This is a genomic window from Pseudomonas sp. LFM046, from assembly GCF_000949385.2.
Taxonomy (GTDB): domain Bacteria; phylum Pseudomonadota; class Gammaproteobacteria; order Pseudomonadales; family Pseudomonadaceae; genus Metapseudomonas.
Genome location: NZ_JYKO02000001.1, coordinates 4,603,918 through 4,621,946, shown reverse-complemented (window position 1 = coordinate 4,621,946; position 18,029 = coordinate 4,603,918). Strand labels below are relative to the sequence as shown.

Below are 18,029 nucleotides of genomic sequence, written 5' to 3'. Positions count from 1 at the left end.
CGGGAAGCTGGAAGCCAACCTGCTTCGGGCCTCCAGCTTCAAGCTTAGTTTCAGTTGTGAGCGTGGAGCGCTTCGTTCAGCTCGATCGCGGTCTTGTTGGTCTTGCACTCGACCGCGCCGTTCTGCGAGTTGCGGCGGAACAGCAGGTCCGGCTGACCGGCCAGGTCGCGGGCCTTGACCACTTTCACCAGCTGGTTCTGGTCGTCCAGCAGGGCCACCTTGGTGCCGGCGGTGATGTACAGGCCGGCTTCAACGATGTTGCGGTCGCCCAGCGGGATGCCGATGCCGGCGTTGGCACCGATCAGGCAGCCTTCGCCCACGGAGATGACGATGTTGCCGCCACCGGACAGGGTGCCCATGGTGGAGCAGCCACCGCCCAGGTCGGAGCCCTTGCGGACGAAGACGCCAGCGGAAACGCGGCCTTCGATCATGCCCGGGCCTTCGGTGCCGCCGTTGAAGTTGATGAAGCCTTCGTGCATCACGGTGGTGCCTTCACCCACATAGGCGCCCAGGCGCACGCGGGCGGTATCGGCGATACGCACGCCGGCCGGTACCACGTAGTCGGTCATCTTCGGGAATTTGTCCACGGAGATGACTTCCAGCAGTTCGCCCTTCAGGCGGGCTTCCAGCTGGCGCTCGGGCAGCTCGGCCAGGTCGATGGCGCCCTGGCTGGTCCAGGCCACGTTCGGCAGCAGCGGGAAGATGCCGGTCAGGTTCAGGCCGTGGGGCTTGGCCAGGCGGTGGGACAGCAGGTGCAGCTTGAGGTAGGCCTCGGGGGTGGAGGTCAGGGCGGCGTCTTCGGCCAGCAGGGTGACGACCAGCGGCTTGTGGCTCTCGGCCAGGCGGGTCAGCAGGGCGGCCTGGGCGGAGTCGATGTCTTTCAGGGCGACGGCCAGTTGGGCGGCCTGGGCAGTGCTGATGGCGATGGCCTGGTTGCCAGCGGTGTAGCCGACCACCGGGGCGACGGCGGCCACCAGTTGCTCGGCGGGCTTGAGCAGCGGCAGGGCGTAGAAGACTTCCAGCCAGTTGCCCTGGCGGTTCTGGGTACCGACGCCGAAGGCGATGCTGAAGAGAGCGTTAGACATGGGGATTCCTCTTGCTGAAGGGTGTTGGTCAGGCGCCGCGGCCGATGCGGGCGCCTGGTCGTCGATCACGGTTATTTGAACGCTGCGGCGTAGGCATCCGGCTTGAAACCGACCAGGGTGCGGCTACCCAGGTCCAGCACCGGACGCTTGATCATCGAGGGCTGGGCCAGCATCAGCGCGATGGCCTTGTCCTGGTCCAGGTCGGCTTTCTGCGCATCTTCCAGCTTGCGGAAGGTGGTGCCGGCGCGGTTCAGGACGGTTTCCCAACCGTGCTCGGCGCACCATTTCTCAAGGCTGGCGCGGTCGATGGCCGAGGCCTTGTAGTCATGGAAGCTGTACGCCACGCCCTGCTCTTCGAGCCAGGTGCGAGCCTTCTTCATGGTGTCGCAGGCCTTGATGCCGTAAAGGGTGATGCTCATGTTCGCTTGTCCTTTGAAACTCACAGTCCTTTGACGAAATCGCGGATGCGCTCAGCGGCTTCGACGCATTCGGCCAGCGGGGCCACCAGGGCCATGCGCACGCGGCCGGCACCGGGGTTGAAACCGTCGACGGAGCGGGACAGGTAGGAGCCGGGCACCACGGTGACGTGTTCGCGGGCGAACAGCTCGCGGGTGAAGGTCTCGTCGTCCACCGGGGTCTTCGGCCAGAGGTAGAAGCCGCCGTCAGGGCGCTGCACGTCCAGTACCGGGCCAAGGATATCCAGCATGGCGTCGAATTTCTCGCGGTACAGGGCGCGGTTGGCGCGCACGTGCACTTCGTCGTTCCAGGCGGCGACGCTGGCCAACTGGGTCTGCACCGGCATGGCACAGCCGTGGTAGGTGCGGTACAGCAGGAAGGATTTGAGGATGCTGGCGTCGCCGGCGACGAAGCCGGAGCGCAGGCCCGGCAGGTTGGAGCGCTTGGACAGGCTGTGGAAGACCACGCAGCGCTTGAAATCCGAGCGACCCAGCTCGGCGCAGGCGGTGAGCAGGCCGGCCGGCGGATTCTGCTCGTCAAAGTAGAGCTCGCTGTAGCACTCGTCGGCGGCGATCACGAAGTCGTGCTCGTCGGCCAGGGCGATCAGCTTCTTCAGGGGCTCCACCGGAATCAGCGCGCCGGTGGGGTTGCCCGGGGAGCAGAGGAAGAGGAGCTGGCAACGCTGCCAGACGTCGGCCGGTACGGCGTCGAAGTCCGGGTTGAAACCGTTCTCCGCCAGGCAGGGCAGGTAGTGCGGCTCGGCGCCGGCCAGCAGGGCTGCGCCTTCGTAGATTTGATAAAAGGGGTTCGGGCTGACCACCAGGCCGTTGTCGGCACGGTTGACCACGGCCTGGGTGAAGGCGAACAGGGCCTCGCGGGTGCCGTTCACCGGCAGCACGTGGCGGGCGGCGTCGAGCCAGCCGGCGGGCACCTTGAAGCGACGCTCGCACCACTGGGCGATGGCTTCGCGCAGCGCGGGAATACCCAAGGTGGTGGGATAGACCGCCAGTTGTTCGAGGCTGGCCGCCAGGGCTTCGGCGACGAAGGCCGGGGAGCGGTGCTTGGGCTCGCCGATGGACAGGGCGATCGCCTTCTTCTCCGCCGGCGGCTGGGCGCCGGCCAGCAGGGCGCGGAGCTTCTCGAAGGGGTAGGGCTGCAGGTGGTTCAGAGCTTCATTCATGGCTGTAGGGCGTCAACAGGGAGGTCGTGGGTGGTGCGGTGCAATCCGGCCTGCGGCCTTATTGCACCCTACGGGTTCAGATACTTATCCGTGCCGGGTCCCGGCTCTGACCGTTGGCCTCGGACAGCTGGGAGACGATGGCCTCCTGCAGGCGCTGGCAGAGCTCGGGGTCGGAGAGGGGCTGGTTGTTGGCGTCGGTGACGAAGAAGACGTCTTCCACGCGCTCGCCCAGGGTGGCGATCTTGGCGTTCTGCAACGACAGGTCGAACTCCAGGAAGATGCGGCCGATGCGCGCCAGCAGGCCGGGGCGGTCGGGGGCGATCAGCTCCAGGATGGTTACCGGGCGCTGGGCGTCGTTGGAGATGGTCACCTGGGGCGGGAAGGCGAAGTGCTTGAGCTGGCGCGGTACCCGGCGCTGGATGATGGCGGGGTACTCGTCCGGATTCTTCAGGGCGTCGATCAGGCCTTCGCGGATCTCGCGGATGCGTGCGGGGTTTTCACCGATCCGGCCGCCGTCCGCATCGAGCACGATGTAGGTGTCGAGGGTGAACTGGCTGGTGGAGGTGATGATCCGTGCGTCGTGGATGTTCAGGTTCAGCTGCGACATGGCGGCCACGGTCACGGCGAAGAAGTCGTGCTGGTCCGGGGCGTAGATGAAGATCTGGGTGGCGCCCTCGAACTCGCGCTGGGCGGTTTCCTTGATCAGCACCAGCGGATCGTTGCCGGCCGGATGCTGGAGGATGGCTTCGGCGTGCCAGGCCACGTCGCTGGCGGTGTGGCGCAGGAAGTAGTCGTCGCCCAGCTGCGACCAGAGCTGCTCGGCCTCGTCCTGGTCAATGCCATTGCGCACCAGGATGTCGATGGCGGCGGACTGGGTCTGGCGAATCTGTTCTTCGCGGTCCAGCGGGTTTTCCAGGCCCCGGCGCAGGGCGCGCTTGGTCTCGGTGTAGAGCTGGCGCAGCAGGCTGGCGCGCCAGGAGTTCCACAGGCTCGGGTTGGTGGCGTTGATGTCGGCCACGGTGAGCACATAGAGGTAGTCCAGGCGGGTCTGGTCACCCACCAGGCGCGCGAAGTCGTAGATCACCTGCGGGTCGGAGAGGTCCTTGCGCTGGGCGGTGGTGGACATCACCAGGTGGTGCTGGACCAGCCAGGCCACCAGGCGCGAATCCCACACGGGCAACTGGTGACGGGCGCAGAACGCTTCGGCATCCACTGCGCCGAGCTCGGAGTGGTCGCCGCCGCGGCCCTTGCCGATGTCGTGGTAGAGGCCGGCGAGGTAGATCAGCTCCGGCTTGGGCAGCTTGTCGATGAGCTTGCTGGCCAGCGGGAATTTCTCCGACAGTTCCGGCCACTTCAGCTTGCGCAGGTGCTTGATCAGGTTGAGGGTGTGGGCGTCCACCGTATAGATGTGGAACAGGTCGTGCTGCATCTGGCCGATGATCTGGCCGAACTCCGGCAGGTAGAGGCCGAGGATGCCGTAGCGGTTCATCCGCCGCAGGTTGCGGTGGATGCCCTGGCTGGATTTGAACAGCTCGATGAACAGGCTGGTGTTGCGGATGTCCTTGCGGAAGTCGTCGTCGATCAGGTGGCGGCTGTCCCGCAGCAGGCGGATGGTGTCTGCGCGCACGCCCTTGATCTCCGGGTGCTGGGCCATCAGGACGAAGATTTCCAGCATGGCGAACGGGGTGCGCTTGAAGACGTTGGGGTGCGTCACCTCGATGTAGCCGTCGCGCAGCTGGAAGCGGCTGTTCAGCGGCTTCGCCTGGCCGGTTTCACCGGCGCGCAGGATGACTTCCTCGAAATGCTGGTTGATCAGGTCGCTGAGCTCGGAAACCCCCATCACCACCCGGTAGTACTTCTGCATGAAACGCTCGATACCGAGCTTGCCGTCGCCATCCTCGAAGCCGAGGAGGGCGGCAATCTTGCGTTGGTGGTCGAACAGCAGGCGGTCTTCGGCACGGCCGGCCAGCATGTGCAGGGCGTAGCGCACCTTCCAGAGGAATTCCTGGCTGGAGGCCAGCATGCTGCACTCGCTTTCCACCAGGAAGCCTTGCTGTACCAGGCCATGGAGGTTGAGGCTGCCAAACTGGCGGCGAGCGACCCAAAGGATGGTCTGGATATCCCGCAGGCCGCCGGGGGAGCCCTTCACATTGGGCTCCAGGTTGTATTCGGTGTCGTTGTACTTGGCGTGACGGCCGCGCTGTTCCTCGCGCTTGGCGAGGAAGAAGTGCTTGCTGGGCCACATCTGCTCGGGGCTGGTGACTTGCAGCATGTGCTGGCGCAGGTGCTCGGGGCCGCAGACGGTGCGGCTTTCCATCAGGTTGGTGACCACAGTCAGGTCGGCCTGCGCCTCTTCGGCGCACTCGGCTACCGAGCGCACGCTCTGGCCCACTTCCAGGCCGATATCCCAGAGCAGGGTGAGGAAGCCTTCGATGGGCTCACGGAAAACTTCGTGATCGGCGCTGCCCAGCAGGATCAGCAGGTCGATGTCGGAGTACGGGTGCAGTTCGCCACGCCCGTAGCCGCCCACCGCCAGCAGGGCGATATCGGCGTCCTCGCTCCAGTCGAAGCGTTCCCAGGCCGCCCGCAGGAGCTGGTCGACGAACCAGGCGCGGTCTTCCACCAGGCGACGGATGTCGCGGCCGCTGGCGAACCGGTTGTCGAGCACCTCGCGGGCCTGGCGAATGGCTTTCTTGAAGGCAGCGATAGGGCTGGACTTCAAGGCCAGTTCCGCCTGGAACTGCCCGCGGTCGAACAACTCGGGATCCACCTGCGGCATGGGCGGCCTTCCTTATATGAGTGTCAGATCAGGACGAGGTGCGCGGCAGGGTGTCGTCGCCGCGCAGGGTGAGAATCTCGTAGCCATCGGCCGTCACCAGGACAGTGTGCTCCCACTGGGCGGAAAGCTTGCGGTCCTTGGTAATGGCGGTCCAACCGTCGCCCAGCAGGCGAGTTTCCGGGCGGCCCTGGTTGATCATCGGCTCGATGGTGAAGGTCATGCCTTCCTTGAGCTCCATGCCGGTGCCGGCGCGGCCGTAGTGCAGGACCTGCGGTTCTTCGTGGAACACGGCACCGATGCCGTGGCCGCAGTACTCGCGGACCACCGAGTAGCCCAGTTTCTCGGCATGCTTCTGGATCACTTCGCCGATATCGCCCAGACGAGCGCCCGGCTTGACCAGCTGGATGCCCTTGTACATGCACTCCTGGGTTACGCGGCAGAGCTTGTCGGCCCATTCCGGCACCTTGCCCACCAGGAACATCTTGCTGGTGTCGCCGTGGTAGCCGTCCTTGATGACGGTGATGTCGATATTGAGGATGTCGCCATCCTTCAGCGGCTTCTCGTTGGGAATGCCGTGGCACACCACGTGGTTGACCGAGGTGCAGATCGACTTCGGGAAGCCCTTGTAGTTGAGCGGAGCGGGAATGGCCTGCTGCACATTGACGATGTAGTCATGGCAGATGCGGTCCAGTTCTTCGGTGGTCACGCCGGGTTTGACATGCTCGCCGATCATCTCCAGCACTTCGGCGGCCAGGCGGCCAGCAACGCGCATTTTCTCGATTTCTGCGGGCGTCTTGATGGTGACGGTCATAAAAGGTCTCTGGCGCAAGCGGAAAGGGATTGATATTAACAGCTTCAAGCCGCAAGCCATAAGCCACAAGGCGAAGGCGAGCTGGTTTGTGGCGTATCGTTGCAGTAGCTTGAGCCTGCTTTTTGTGCTATAAAACGCGCCGCTTTACGGGCATGGTGTCCGTCAAGCCCAAACCCACACACGTATCGACACGATATCCTGGGTGCCCGAAAGGGTTGGATATTGGGGTGCGTGGAGGCCTAACCCGACTTATCGAGGAATAGAAATGTCCCAAGTCAACATGCGCGATATGCTGAAGGCCGGTGTGCACTTCGGCCACCAGACCCGTTACTGGAACCCGAAAATGGGCAAGTACATTTTCGGCGCGCGTAACAAGATCCACATCATCAACCTGGAAAAAACCCTGCCGATGTTCAACGAGGCTCTGTCCTTCGTTGAGAAACTGGCTGCAGGCAAGAACAAGGTTCTGTTCGTCGGCACCAAGCGTTCCGCTGGCAAGATCGTTCGTGAAGAAGCTGCTCGTTGCGGCTCCCCGTACGTCGACCACCGCTGGCTGGGCGGCATGCTGACCAACTACAAGACCATCCGTCAGTCCATCAAGCGTCTGCGCGAGCTGGAAACCCAGTCCCAGGACGGCACCTTCGCCAAGCTGACCAAGAAAGAAGCCCTGATGCGTACCCGCGACCTCGAGAAGCTCGAGCGCAGCCTGGGCGGCATCAAGGACATGGGCGGCCTGCCGGACGCTCTGTTCGTGATCGACGTTGACCACGAGCGCATCGCCATCAGCGAAGCCAACAAGCTGGGCATCCCGGTTATCGGCGTTGTCGATACCAACAGCAGCCCGGAAGGCGTTGACTACGTCATCCCGGGTAACGACGACGCCATCCGCGCCGTTCAGCTGTATCTCGCCAGCGTTGCTGATGCTGTAATCCGCGGCCGTCAGAATGCCGTTGGCGGTCCTGACGAGTTCGTCGAAGAAGCCGCCTCCGAGGCCGCAGAAGGCTGAGTTGACAGCCGTCTAGCGTTACCCGGTGCGCAAGAAGGGGGCTAGGCCCCCTTTTTGCCACCTCCGAATTGTGAATGCCCGGATCTCCGGGCTGAATGGTTGAAAACCTATTCAAGAGGATTGCGACATGGCAGAGATTACTGCAGCCCTGGTTAAAGAACTGCGCGAGCGTACCGGCCTGGGCATGATGGATTGCAAGAAGGCCCTGACCGCCGCTGAGGGCGACATCGAGAAGGCCATCGACGATATGCGCGCCGCTGGCGCCATCAAGGCTGCCAAAAAGGCTGGCAACATCGCCGCCGAAGGTGCCATCGCCGTCAAGGTTGCTGATGACAACAAGGTTGCCGTCATCATCGAAGTCAACTCCCAGACCGACTTCCTGGCTCTGCAGGACGACTTCAAGGGCTTCGTTGCCGCTTCCCTGGATCAGGCTTTCAACGAGAAGCTGACCGACGCCGCTCCGCTGGTTGAAGCCCGCGAAGAAGCTCGTCTGGCTCTGGTTTCCAAGACCGGTGAGAACGTCAACATCCGTCGTCTGACCCGTGTTGAGGGTGACGTGGTTGGTGCCTACCTGCACGGCCACCGCATCGGCGTAGTCGTGAACCTGAAAGGCGGCAACCCGGAACTGGCCAAGGACATCGCCATGCACGTGGCTGCCAGCAACCCGCAGTTCCTGAGCCCGACCCAGGTTTCCGAAGAAGCCATCGCCAAGGAAAAGGAAATCTTCCTGGCCCTGAACGCCGACAAGATCGCCGGCAAGCCGGAAAACATCGTCGAGAACATGGTCAAGGGCCGTATCGCCAAGTTCCTGGCTGAGGCCAGCCTGGTAGAGCAGCCTTTCGTCAAGGATCCGGAAGTCAAGGTCGGTGATCTGGCCAAGAAAGCCGGCGCCGAGATCGTTTCCTTCGTTCGCTACGAAGTAGGCGAAGGCATCGAAAAGGTCGAAGTCGACTTCGCTGCCGAAGTAGCTGCCCAGGTCGCTGCTACCAAGCAATAAGACGGCCTCGGCTGTCGCCCCGCAAGAGGCTGCCCGCTCACGCGTGCGGCCTCTTTGTCAAACTGGGGAACCGATTCGGGGCGGTTTCCGCGGCAGGACCGGTCGCCGGGCACCAAATGCCGTTTGCGACGTCTCAAGAGTCGCCAGTACATCGGGCCGAGAGGCCCACGAATTCACATAGCGCCGCAGGAGAGATACGCAATGGCTCAGCAGGTGAGTGGCCGCCAACCTCGCTACAAACGCATTCTGCTCAAACTCAGCGGTGAGGCCCTGATGGGCTCCGAGGAGTTCGGCATTGATCCGAAAGTCCTCGATCGGATGGCGCTGGAAATCGGCCAATTGGTCGGTATCGGCGTTCAGGTCGGTCTGGTGATCGGCGGCGGCAACCTCTTCCGTGGTGCGGCCCTGAGCGCCGCCGGCATGGATCGGGTGACCGGCGACCACATGGGTATGCTGGCCACTGTGATGAACGCCCTGGCCATGCGCGACGCGCTTGAGCGCTCGAACATTCCTGCCATTGTCATGTCCGCCATCTCCATGGTCGGCGTGACCGATCACTACGACCGTCGCAAGGCCATGCGCCACCTGAGTTCCGGCGAAGTGGTGATCTTCTCCGCCGGTACCGGCAACCCCTTCTTCACCACTGACTCGGCCGCCTGCCTGCGTGCCATCGAAGTGGATGCGGATGTAGTCCTGAAAGCCACCAAGGTCGATGGCGTGTACACTGCCGACCCGTTCAAGGATCCCAATGCCGAGAAGTTCGAGCGCCTGACCTACGACGAGGTGCTGGATCGCAAGCTGGGGGTCATGGACCTCACGGCCATCTGTCTGTGCCGTGACCAGAAGATGCCGCTGCGGGTCTTCAATATGAATAAACCGGGTGCCCTGCTGAACATCGTGGTCGGCGGCGCCGAAGGAACCCTGATCGAGGAGGGCGAACAGTGATCAACGAGATCAAGCAAGAAGCGCAGGAGCGCATGAAGAAAACCCTGGAATCGCTGGATCATGCTTTCGCCAAGATCCGCACCGGGCGTGCGCACCCGAGCATCCTGGACAGCGTGATGGTGTCCTACTACGGCGCTGATACCCCCCTGCGCCAGGTGGCCAACGTGATTGCCGAAGACTCCCGCACCCTGGCTCTGACCGTGTTCGACAAGAGCATGATCCAGGCTGTGGAGAAGGCCATCATGACCTCCGACCTGGGTCTGAACCCGGCCACTGCCGGCACCACCATTCGTGTGCCGATGCCCGCCCTGACCGAGGAAACCCGCAAGGGCTTCACCAAGCAGGCGCGCGCCGAGGCAGAGAACGCTCGTGTCGCTGTGCGCAACATCCGTCGTGATGCCCTGGCCCAGCTGAAAGACCTGGTCAAGGAAAAGGAAATCAGCGAAGACGACGAGCGTCGTGCGGCTGACGACGTGCAGAAGCTGACCGACAAGTTCGTCGGCGAAGTCGACAAGGCTCTGGAAGCCAAAGAAAAAGACCTGATGGCCGTCTGACGTCCGGAATCGTCATGGACAAATCCCAGCAAGGCGTGAACCCGGCGGTGCCACGGCATGTGGCAATCATCATGGACGGTAACAACCGTTGGGCGAAGAAGCGCCTGCTGCCTGGCGTCGCCGGCCACAAGGCCGGCGTCGACGCAGTCCGCGCGGTGATCGAGGTGTGTGCCGAGGCCGGTGTCGAGGTACTCACCCTGTTCGCCTTCTCCAGTGAAAACTGGCAGCGCCCGGCCGACGAGGTCAGCGCGCTGATGGAACTGTTCCTGGGGGCGCTTCGCCGTGAGGCCCGGCGCCTGGACGACAACGATATCCGCCTGCGCATCATCGGTGACCGTTCGCGCTTCCATCCGGAGCTGCAGGCCGCCATGCGCGAGGCCGAACAGCTGACCTCCGGCCACAAGAAGTTCATCCTCCAGGTCGCTGCCAACTACGGCGGCCAGTGGGATATCACCCAGGCTGCGCAGCGCCTGGCGCGCGAAGTGCAGGCCGGTCACCTGCAACCTGACGATATTTCCCCTCAGTTGCTGCAGAGCTGCCTTGTCACGGGCGACCTGCCGTTGCCCGATCTGTGCATCCGCACCGGTGGCGAGCATCGCATCAGCAACTTCCTGCTCTGGCAGCTCGCCTATGCCGAGCTGTATTTCTCTGATCTCTTCTGGCCTGACTTCAAGCACGAAGCCATGCGCAAGGCGCTGGCGGACTTCGCCAAGCGACAGCGTCGCTTTGGCAAGACCAGCGAGCAGCTAGAAGCCGAGGCACGAGCCAAATGCTGAAACAACGCGTCATCACCGCTCTGGTGTTGTTGCCCATTGCCCTTGCGGGCTTCTTCCTGCTGGATGGGGGCGCTTTCGCCCTGTTCATCGGTGCCGTGGTGAGCCTCGGTGGTTGGGAGTGGGCGCGCCTGGCGGGTTTTTCCTCCCAGTCGCTGCGCATCGCCTACGGCCTGCTCGTGGCGGCGCTGCTCTACGGACTGTATCTCGTGCCGGCGCTGGCGCCTCTGGTGCTGGTATTGGGGGTGCTCTGGTGGGGGGCGGCTACCGTCCTGGTGCTGGGTTATCCCGAGACCAGCCGTTACTGGGGCGGCACGCCGGGAAAATTGGTAATTGGCCTGCTGATCCTCCTGCCGGCCTGGCAAGGGCTCGTGCTGTTCAAGCAGTGGCCGCTCGCCAACTGGCTGATCCTGTCGGTCATGGTGCTGGTCTGGGCTGCTGATATCGGCGCCTATTTCTCCGGCAAGGCCTTTGGCAAGCGCAAGCTGGCGCCACAGGTGAGCCCCGGCAAGAGCTGGGAAGGCCTGGTGGGCGGGCTGTTGGCCAGTCTCCTGATTACAGCGGGTGTCGGCTTCTATCGCGGCTGGATCGGTTCCGAGTTGGTCCTGGCCCTGGCCGGTGCTGCGCTTGTGGTGCTGGTTTCCGTTGTTGGCGACCTGACCGAAAGCATGTTCAAGCGTCAATCGGGCATCAAGGACAGCAGTAATCTGCTGCCGGGCCACGGCGGCGTGCTGGATCGCATCGACAGCCTGACGGCGGCAATCCCGCTCTTCGCAGCGTTGCTCTGGGCTGCCGGCTGGGGTGCCCTGTGAGTCAGTTGCAACGCATTACCGTACTGGGGGCCACCGGATCCATTGGCCTCAGTACCCTGGATGTCATCGCCCGTCATCCGGATCGCTACAGGGCATTCGCCCTGAGCGGTTTCACGCGTCTGGGCGAGCTGGAGGCCCTGTGTCTTCTTCATCGCCCGGAGTACGCGGTGGTGCCGGACGCCGAAGCTGCACGCCACCTGCAGGGCGGACTGCAGGCCGCTGGCCTGCGGACGCGTGTGCTGGTGGGTGAGGAAGGACTCTGCGAGGTGGCGGCCCACCCGGACGTCGATGCCGTGATGGCTGCCATCGTAGGCGCCGCCGGCCTCAAGCCGACTCTGGCGGCTGTGGAAGCGGGCAAGCGTGTCCTGCTGGCAAACAAGGAAGCGCTGGTGATGTCCGGCGCCCTGTTCATGCAGGCTGTACGCAGAAGTGGCGCCGTGCTGTTGCCCATCGACAGCGAGCACAATGCCATTTTCCAGTGCCTGCCCCAGGATTACGCCCGGGGCCTCGGAGCGGTGGGCGTGCGACGCATCCTGCTGACCGCTTCCGGCGGGCCATTCCGCGAAATGCCGCTGCATCAGCTGCCGGACGTTTCACCCGAGCAGGCCTGCGCCCATCCCAACTGGTCCATGGGCCGCAAGATCTCCGTGGACTCGGCCAGCATGATGAACAAGGGGCTGGAACTGATCGAGGCCTGCTGGCTGTTCGATGCACGTCCGGCGCAGGTGGAGGTGGTGATTCACCCGCAAAGCGTAATCCATTCGCTGGTGGACTACGTGGACGGCTCGGTGCTGGCTCAACTTGGCAATCCGGACATGCGCACCCCCATCGCCCATGCGCTGGCGTGGCCGGAGCGCATCGATTCCGGCGTCTCGCCCCTGGACCTGTTTACCGTCGCGCGCCTGGATTTTCAGGCCCCGGACGAAGGGCGATTCCCCTGTCTGCGTCTCGCGCGCCAGGCGGCGGAGGAGGGCGGCAGCGCCCCGGCCATGCTCAATGCGGCGAACGAAGTGGCTGTGGCGGCCTTCCTCGATCGCCGCATCCGCTTCACCGAGATCGCGAGTATCATCGATGAAGTGCTGAACCGCGAAGCCGCCACAGCAGTCGAAACGCTGGACGTCGTACTGGGCGCCGATGCCCGTGCCAGGGCGGCTGCACAGCAATGGCTGGTCCGACAAGGGCGGTAGCAGGTCGCTTTCAGCGGCCTGCCTGTTCCGGAGGAAACCAATGAGTGCGCTCTACATGATTCTCGGCACCCTGATTGCACTCGGGGTGCTGGTGACCTTCCATGAATTCGGTCACTTCTGGGTGGCCAGACGCTGCGGGGTCAAGGTCCTGCGCTTCTCGGTGGGCTTCGGCACACCGCTGTTCCGCTGGCATGACCGCCATGGTACCGAATTCGTCGTTGCCGCCATTCCACTGGGCGGCTACGTCAAAATGCTCGACGAGCGTGAGGCCGAGGTGCCGGCAGCGCTGCTTGGGCAATCCTTTAATCGCAAGCCGGTGGGCCAGCGCATCGCCATCGTGGCGGCAGGTCCCATCGCCAACTTCCTATTGGCCCTCCTGTTTTTCTGGGTCCTGGCGATGCTTGGCAGCCAGCAGGTGCGTCCGGTCATCGGTAGCGTCGCGCCGGACAGCATTGCCGCCCAGGCGGGTCTCGCTGCTGGCCAGGAGATTGTTTCGGTGGACGGGGAGGCCGTCAGCGGCTGGTCCCAGGTCAACCTGCAGTTGGTGCGGCGTCTCGGCGAGAGCGGAACCTTGCAGGTGGGCGTGCGTGATGAGGGCGCCAGCACCGAGCAATCCCGCCAGTTGCACCTGAATGCCTGGCTGAAGGGCGTCGAGGAACCTGATCCGATCAATGCCCTGGGCATCACGCCCTGGCGTCCGTCCATTCCGCCGGTGCTTGGCGAGCTGGATCCGGACGGCCCGGCCCAGGCCGCTGGCCTCAAGCTGGGCGACCGCCTGCTGGCACTTGATGGCCAGGCCCTGGATGACTGGCAGCAGGTGGTGGACCGGGTGCGCAAGCGTCCGGCCGAGCAGGTCACCCTCCGCGTGGAAAGCCAGGGGCAAGCGCGCGACGTCCAGCTGACCCTGGCCGTGCGGGGCGAGGGCAAGGCGCGCACTGGCTATCTCGGCGCAGGCGTGAAAGCTGTTGAATGGCCGGCGGAAATGCTTCGAGAAGTGAGCTTCGGCCCCCTCGATGCAGTGGCCGAGGCAGCGGCTCGGACCTGGTCCATGAGCCTGCTAACTCTGGATTCCCTAAAGAAAATGTTGCTCGGGGAGCTCTCGGTAAAAAACTTGAGCGGGCCGATAACCATTGCTAAAGTGGCGGGCGCTTCGGTCCAGTCCGGGGTGGGGGACTTCCTTAATTTCCTCGCCTATCTGAGCATAAGCCTGGGGGTTCTCAATCTGTTGCCTATCCCTGTCCTTGATGGGGGGCACCTGCTGTTCTATCTGATCGAAATGGCGCGGGGACGCCCATTGTCAGAGCGGGTGCAGGCTTGGGGGGTGCAGATCGGTATCAGTCTGGTAGTGGGCGTGATGTTGCTCGCCCTGGTAAATGACCTGAGCCGTCTGTAACAAGTCACTGAATGCCGAGTCTGCCGCCTTGTGCGGCAGATTCTTTATTACCGGTTGGAATAAAAAAGGACTTCATGAAACGCCTGCTGCTAACTGCGGTGCTTGCCGCAATCATGATCGCCGAGGTTCACGCCGAGTCCTTCACAATCTCCGACATCCGCGTCAACGGCCTGCAGCGGGTTTCCGCCGGCAGCGTATTCGGTGCACTGCCGCTTAACGTTGGTGATGCAGCGGATGACCGCCGCCTGGTCGAGGCCACTCGCGCACTGTTCAAAACCGGTTTCTTCCAGGACATCCAGCTTGGTCGCGACGGCGACGTCCTGGTGATCACAGTAGTTGAACGTCCGTCGATCTCCAGCATCGAGATCGAGGGCAACAAGGCCATCAGCACCGAAGACCTGCTCAAGGGCCTGAAACAGTCCGGCCTCGCCGAAGGCGAGATCTTCCAGCGTGCCACCCTCGAAGGCGTACGTAACGAGCTGCAGCGTCAGTACGTTGCCCAGGGCCGCTACTCCGCCGAGATCGAAGCCGAGGTCAACCCCCAGCCGCGCAACCGCGTAGCGCTGAAGATCAAGATCAACGAAGGCTCGGTCGCCGCCATCCAGCACATCAACATCGTCGGCAATACTGTCTTCCCCGACGAAGACCTGATGGATCTGTTCGAGCTGAAGACCACCAACTGGCTGTCCTTCTTCAAGAACGACGACAAGTACGCTCGCGAAAAGCTGTCCGGTGACCTGGAACGTCTGCGTTCCTACTACTTGGACCGCGGCTACATCAACATGGATATCTCCTCTACCCAGGTATCCATCACGCCGGACAAGAAGCACGTCTACATCACCGTGAACGTGGACGAAGGTCAGAAATACACTGTCCGCGAAGTGAAACTCTCCGGTGACCTCAAGGTGCCCGAGGAAGAAGTGAAGTCCCTGCTGCTGGTGCAGAAGGGCCAGGTCTTCTCCCGCAAGGTGATGACCACCACCTCCGAGCTGATCACCCGCCGTCTGGGTAACGAGGGTTATACCTTCGCCAACGTCAACGGCGTGCCGGAAGCCCATGACGAGGACAACACCGTTTCCATCACCTTCGTGGTGGACCCGGGCAAACGCGCCTACGTCAACCGCATCAACTTCCGCGGCAACACCAAGACCGAAGACGAAGTACTGCGCCGCGAGATGCGCCAGATGGAAGGTGGCTGGGCTTCGACCTATCTGATCGACCAGTCCAAGACCCGTCTGGAACGCCTCGGTTTCTTCAAGGAAGTCAACGTCGAAACCCCGCAGGTGCCCGGCACCGATGACCAGGTGGACGTGAACTACACCGTGGAAGAGCAGCCGTCCGGCTCCATCACCGCCAGCGTGGGCTTTGCCCAGAGCGCAGGCCTGATCCTCGGCGGCTCCATCAGCCAGAACAACTTCCTGGGTACGGGTAACAAGGTCAGCATCGGCCTGACCCGTTCCGAGTACCAGACCCGCTACAACTTCGGTTTCGTTGATCCCTACTGGACGGTCGACGGCGTGAGCCTGGGCTACAACGCCTTCTACCGCTCCACCGACTACGACGAACTCGACACTGACGTGTCCAGCTACGCGGTCGACAGCTATGGTGCCGGCGTCAGCATCGGCTACCCGATCAGCGAGACTTCTCGCCTGACCTACGGCCTGACCGTGCAACAGGACAAGATCAACACCGGCGTCTTTACCGTCGATGAGATCTTCGACTTCCTCCAGGAAGAAGGCGACAGCTACCTGAACTTCAAGGGTTCCGTCGGCTGGTCCGAGTCGACCCTGAACAAGGGCGTGCTGGCGACCCGAGGCCATTCCCAGAGCCTGGTTCTGGAAAGCACCATTCCGGGCAGCGACCTGTCGTTCTTCAAGCTTGATTACCGTGGCCAGTTGTTCACCCCGGTGACCCAGAACACCGCGCTGCGCTGGCATACCGAGCTGGGTTATGGCGACAGCTATGGCTCCACCTCCGAGCTGCCGTTCTACGAGCACTACTTCGCAGGTGGTTTCAACTCGGTGCGTGGCTTCGAGGACAGCAGCCTCGGCCCGCGCAGTACCCCGAGTACCGGCAAGAATCCGGGTACTGCCGTCGACCCGGACCAGGATCCGCTGCCCTTCGGTGGTAACGTGTTGATCCAGGGCGGTGTCGAGTACCTGTTCCCGATGCCCTTCGTGAAGGACCAGCGCCAATTGCGTACCGTGCTGTTCTGGGACGTGGGTAACGTGTTCGACACCAGCTGCTCGTCCACTGCTTCCAACTGCAGCAGCATCAACGCGGGCGACCTGGCCAGTTCGGTGGGTGTGGGCCTGACCTGGATCACTGCACTGGGCCCGCTGAGTTTCAGCCTGGGCATGCCAGTCAAGAAGCCGGACAATGCCGACACCCAGGTGTTCCAGTTCTCCCTGGGCCAGACTTTCTAACTGTTTCAACAAGACAACAGAATTTGTTGCAGGAGTTGCATCGTGCGTAAGTTGACTCAATTCGTTCTGGTTGCCGCTGCCATGATGGCTACTCCGGCGTTCGCGGAAATGAAAATCGCGGTACTGAACTATCAAATGGCCCTGCTGGAATCCGACGCCGCCAAGAAGTACGCCGTCGATGCCGAGAAGAAGTTCGGTCCCCAACTGAGCAAGCTGAAGACCCTCGAAAGCGACGCCAAGCGCATCCAGGATCGTCTGGTGAAAGAAGGCGAGAAGATGCAACAGGCCGAGCGTGAGCGCCTGGAGCTTGAGTTCAAGCAGAAGGCCCGTGACTTCCAGTTCCAGTCCAAGGAACTGAACGAAGCCAAGGCCGTTGCTGATCGCGACATGCTCAAGCAGCTCAAGCCGAAGCTGGACAAGGCGGTCGAAGAAGTCCTGAAGAAGGGCAGCTACGACCTGGTGCTGGAGCGTGGTGCCGTGGTGGACGTCAAGCCGCAGTACGACATCACCCGCCAGGTCATCGAGCGCATGAACCAGCAGCGCTGATGATGGCGACCCCGGTTTTCACCCTCGGCCAGCTGGCCGAGCGTCTTGGAGCCACTCTGCGTGGCTCCGCCGACAAGGCGGTCAGCGGCCTGGCTACCCTGCAGGAGGCCGGCCCGGGCCAGCTCACCTTCCTGGCCAACCCGCAGTACCGCAAATACCTTGGCGACACCCATGCCGCTGCCGTGCTGCTGACTGCGGCCGATGCCGAGGGCTACCCCGGTGACGCGCTGGTGGTGGCCAACCCCTATCTGGCTTACGCCGAGCTTTCCCATCTGTTCGATCCCAAGCCCAAGGCGCAGCCGGGTATCCACCCGACCGCCGTGGTCGCGGATGACGCCAAGGTCGATCCGAGCGCCAGCGTTGGTGCCTATGCGGTGATCGAATCCGGCGCGCAGATCGGTGCCGGCGTGACCATCGGGGCGCATTGCGTGGTCGGTGCTCGCACCGTCATCGGTGACGGTGGTTGGCTCGCGCCTCGCGTGACCCTCTATCACGACGTGAAGATCGGCAAGCGGGTGGTGATCCAGTCCGGCGCCGTGATCGGCGGCGAGGGCTTCGGCTTCGCCAACGAGAAGGGTGTGTGGCAGAAGATCGCCCAAATCGGCGGCGTGACCCTGGGTGACGACGTGGAAGTCGGTGCCAATACCACCATCGACCGTGGCGCCCTGTCCGACACCCTGATCGGCAACGGTGTGAAGCTGGATAACCAGATCATGATCGCCCACAACGTTCAGGTGGGTGACAACACCGCCATGGCTGGCTGCGTCGGGATTTCCGGCAGCACCAAGATCGGCCGCAACTGCATGATCGCTGGCGGCGTGGGCATGGTTGGCCATATCGAAGTGTGCGACAACGTGTTCGTCACCGGCATGACCATGGTGACCCGCAATATCACCGAACCGGGCGCCTATTCTTCCGGTACCGCGATGCAGACCGCAGCGGAATGGAAGAAGAGCGCTGCCCGAATTCGCCAGTTGGACGACATGGCGCGTCGTCTGCAGCAACTGGAAAAGCGCCTGGCGGCAGTGACCCCGGGTGGGGATGCTTCATCAGAAGCGTGATCCACGCAGCGCCGTGCA

The 18,029-nt window shown here is 63.0% G+C and carries 16 protein-coding genes; 11 read left to right on the top strand and 5 right to left on the bottom strand.

The features are described from left to right. Positions 1 to 50: 50 nt before the first annotated feature. From dapD to map, 5 genes are all read right to left on the bottom strand, one after another. Positions 51 to 1,085, bottom strand: a complete 1,035-nt coding sequence (gene dapD, locus TQ98_RS21235) for a 2,3,4,5-tetrahydropyridine-2,6-dicarboxylate N-succinyltransferase (RefSeq protein WP_044873760.1) — start codon at positions 1,083 to 1,085, stop codon at positions 51 to 53. 71 nt (positions 1,086 to 1,156) lie between these two features. Next, a complete protein-coding gene (locus TQ98_RS21230) occupies positions 1,157 to 1,504 on the bottom strand; it encodes an ArsC family reductase (protein WP_044873761.1) in 348 nt (115 codons plus the stop codon). A gap of 20 nt (positions 1,505 to 1,524) precedes the next feature. Beyond that, positions 1,525 to 2,721 carry a succinyldiaminopimelate transaminase gene (gene dapC, locus TQ98_RS21225; RefSeq protein ID WP_103103038.1) on the bottom strand — a complete coding sequence of 399 codons (1,197 nt, stop codon included), beginning with the start codon at positions 2,719 to 2,721 and terminating at the stop codon, positions 1,525 to 1,527. Positions 2,722 to 2,797: 76 nt separating this feature from the next. After that, positions 2,798 to 5,500 carry a [protein-PII] uridylyltransferase gene (locus TQ98_RS21220; RefSeq protein WP_044873764.1) on the bottom strand — a complete coding sequence of 901 codons (2,703 nt, stop codon included), beginning with the start codon at positions 5,498 to 5,500 and terminating at the stop codon, positions 2,798 to 2,800. A gap of 28 nt (positions 5,501 to 5,528) precedes the next feature. Next, positions 5,529 to 6,311, bottom strand: a complete 783-nt coding sequence (gene map / locus TQ98_RS21215) for a type I methionyl aminopeptidase (RefSeq protein ID WP_044873765.1) — start codon at positions 6,309 to 6,311, stop codon at positions 5,529 to 5,531. A 265-nt stretch (positions 6,312 to 6,576) separates the two neighbouring features. Between map and rpsB the strand changes: the two genes are divergently transcribed. From rpsB to lpxD, 11 genes are all read left to right on the top strand, one after another. Next, the gene (gene rpsB, locus TQ98_RS21210; protein ID WP_044873766.1) at positions 6,577 to 7,317 is read left to right on the top strand and encodes a 30S ribosomal protein S2; all 741 of its coding nucleotides are present in this window, start codon (positions 6,577 to 6,579) and stop codon (positions 7,315 to 7,317) included. A gap of 127 nt (positions 7,318 to 7,444) precedes the next feature. Continuing rightward, positions 7,445 to 8,314 (top strand): translation elongation factor Ts, encoded by an 870-nt coding sequence (tsf, locus tag TQ98_RS21205; protein WP_044873767.1) that lies wholly within the window; start codon positions 7,445 to 7,447, stop codon positions 8,312 to 8,314. A gap of 201 nt (positions 8,315 to 8,515) precedes the next feature. Continuing rightward, positions 8,516 to 9,259: a UMP kinase gene (pyrH, locus tag TQ98_RS21200; RefSeq protein ID WP_044873768.1), complete on the top strand. Its 744-nt coding sequence runs from the start codon at positions 8,516 to 8,518 to the stop codon at positions 9,257 to 9,259. After that, positions 9,256 to 9,813, top strand: a complete 558-nt coding sequence (gene frr / locus TQ98_RS21195; RefSeq protein ID WP_044873769.1) for a ribosome recycling factor — start codon at positions 9,256 to 9,258, stop codon at positions 9,811 to 9,813. The genes pyrH and frr overlap by 4 nt, the downstream gene beginning before the upstream one ends. Before the next feature lie 14 nt (positions 9,814 to 9,827). Further along, positions 9,828 to 10,589 carry a polyprenyl diphosphate synthase gene (uppS, locus tag TQ98_RS21190; RefSeq protein ID WP_044873770.1) on the top strand — a complete coding sequence of 254 codons (762 nt, stop codon included), beginning with the start codon at positions 9,828 to 9,830 and terminating at the stop codon, positions 10,587 to 10,589. Then, positions 10,583 to 11,398 (top strand): phosphatidate cytidylyltransferase, encoded by an 816-nt coding sequence (locus tag TQ98_RS21185; RefSeq protein WP_044873771.1) that lies wholly within the window; start codon positions 10,583 to 10,585, stop codon positions 11,396 to 11,398. The genes uppS and TQ98_RS21185 overlap by 7 nt, the downstream gene beginning before the upstream one ends. Then, the gene (ispC, locus tag TQ98_RS21180; protein WP_044873772.1) at positions 11,395 to 12,585 is read left to right on the top strand and encodes a 1-deoxy-D-xylulose-5-phosphate reductoisomerase; all 1,191 of its coding nucleotides are present in this window, start codon (positions 11,395 to 11,397) and stop codon (positions 12,583 to 12,585) included. Before TQ98_RS21185 ends, ispC begins: the two co-directional genes overlap by 4 nt. Positions 12,586 to 12,625: 40 nt before the next feature. Then, positions 12,626 to 13,978, top strand: a complete 1,353-nt coding sequence (gene rseP / locus TQ98_RS21175; protein WP_044873773.1) for a sigma E protease regulator RseP — start codon at positions 12,626 to 12,628, stop codon at positions 13,976 to 13,978. A 74-nt stretch (positions 13,979 to 14,052) separates the two neighbouring features. Further along, positions 14,053 to 16,404, top strand: a complete 2,352-nt coding sequence (gene bamA / locus TQ98_RS21170; RefSeq protein WP_044873774.1) for an outer membrane protein assembly factor BamA — start codon at positions 14,053 to 14,055, stop codon at positions 16,402 to 16,404. A 42-nt stretch (positions 16,405 to 16,446) separates the two neighbouring features. Next, positions 16,447 to 16,950 (top strand): OmpH family outer membrane protein, encoded by a 504-nt coding sequence (locus TQ98_RS21165; protein ID WP_044873775.1) that lies wholly within the window; start codon positions 16,447 to 16,449, stop codon positions 16,948 to 16,950. Continuing rightward, positions 16,950 to 18,011, top strand: coding sequence for a UDP-3-O-(3-hydroxymyristoyl)glucosamine N-acyltransferase (gene lpxD, locus TQ98_RS21160; RefSeq protein WP_103103037.1), 1,062 nt, complete (start codon positions 16,950 to 16,952; stop codon positions 18,009 to 18,011). Before TQ98_RS21165 ends, lpxD begins: the two co-directional genes overlap by 1 nt. Positions 18,012 to 18,029 lie beyond the last annotated feature (18 nt).

Bases quoted from the DNA above. Each gene is read 5' to 3' on its own strand.
- TQ98_RS21185 (WP_044873771.1), top strand. From the start codon at position 10,583: ATGCTGAAACAACGCGTCATCACCGCTCTGGTGTTGTTGCCCATTGCC.
- uppS (WP_044873770.1), top strand. From the start codon at position 9,828: ATGGACAAATCCCAGCAAGGCGTGAACCCGGCGGTGCCACGGCATGTG.
- bamA (WP_044873774.1), top strand. From the start codon at position 14,053: ATGAAACGCCTGCTGCTAACTGCGGTGCTTGCCGCAATCATGATCGCC.
- pyrH (WP_044873768.1), top strand. From the start codon at position 8,516: ATGGCTCAGCAGGTGAGTGGCCGCCAACCTCGCTACAAACGCATTCTG.
- dapC (WP_103103038.1), bottom strand. From the start codon at position 2,721: ATGAATGAAGCTCTGAACCACCTGCAGCCCTACCCCTTCGAGAAGCTC.
- map (WP_044873765.1), bottom strand. From the start codon at position 6,311: ATGACCGTCACCATCAAGACGCCCGCAGAAATCGAGAAAATGCGCGTT.
- tsf (WP_044873767.1), top strand. From the start codon at position 7,445: ATGGCAGAGATTACTGCAGCCCTGGTTAAAGAACTGCGCGAGCGTACC.
- lpxD (WP_103103037.1), top strand. From the start codon at position 16,950: ATGATGGCGACCCCGGTTTTCACCCTCGGCCAGCTGGCCGAGCGTCTT.
- rseP (WP_044873773.1), top strand. From the start codon at position 12,626: ATGAGTGCGCTCTACATGATTCTCGGCACCCTGATTGCACTCGGGGTG.
- TQ98_RS21220 (WP_044873764.1), bottom strand. From the start codon at position 5,500: ATGCCGCAGGTGGATCCCGAGTTGTTCGACCGCGGGCAGTTCCAGGCG.
- TQ98_RS21230 (WP_044873761.1), bottom strand. From the start codon at position 1,504: ATGAGCATCACCCTTTACGGCATCAAGGCCTGCGACACCATGAAGAAG.
- rpsB (WP_044873766.1), top strand. From the start codon at position 6,577: ATGTCCCAAGTCAACATGCGCGATATGCTGAAGGCCGGTGTGCACTTC.
- dapD (WP_044873760.1), bottom strand. From the start codon at position 1,085: ATGTCTAACGCTCTCTTCAGCATCGCCTTCGGCGTCGGTACCCAGAAC.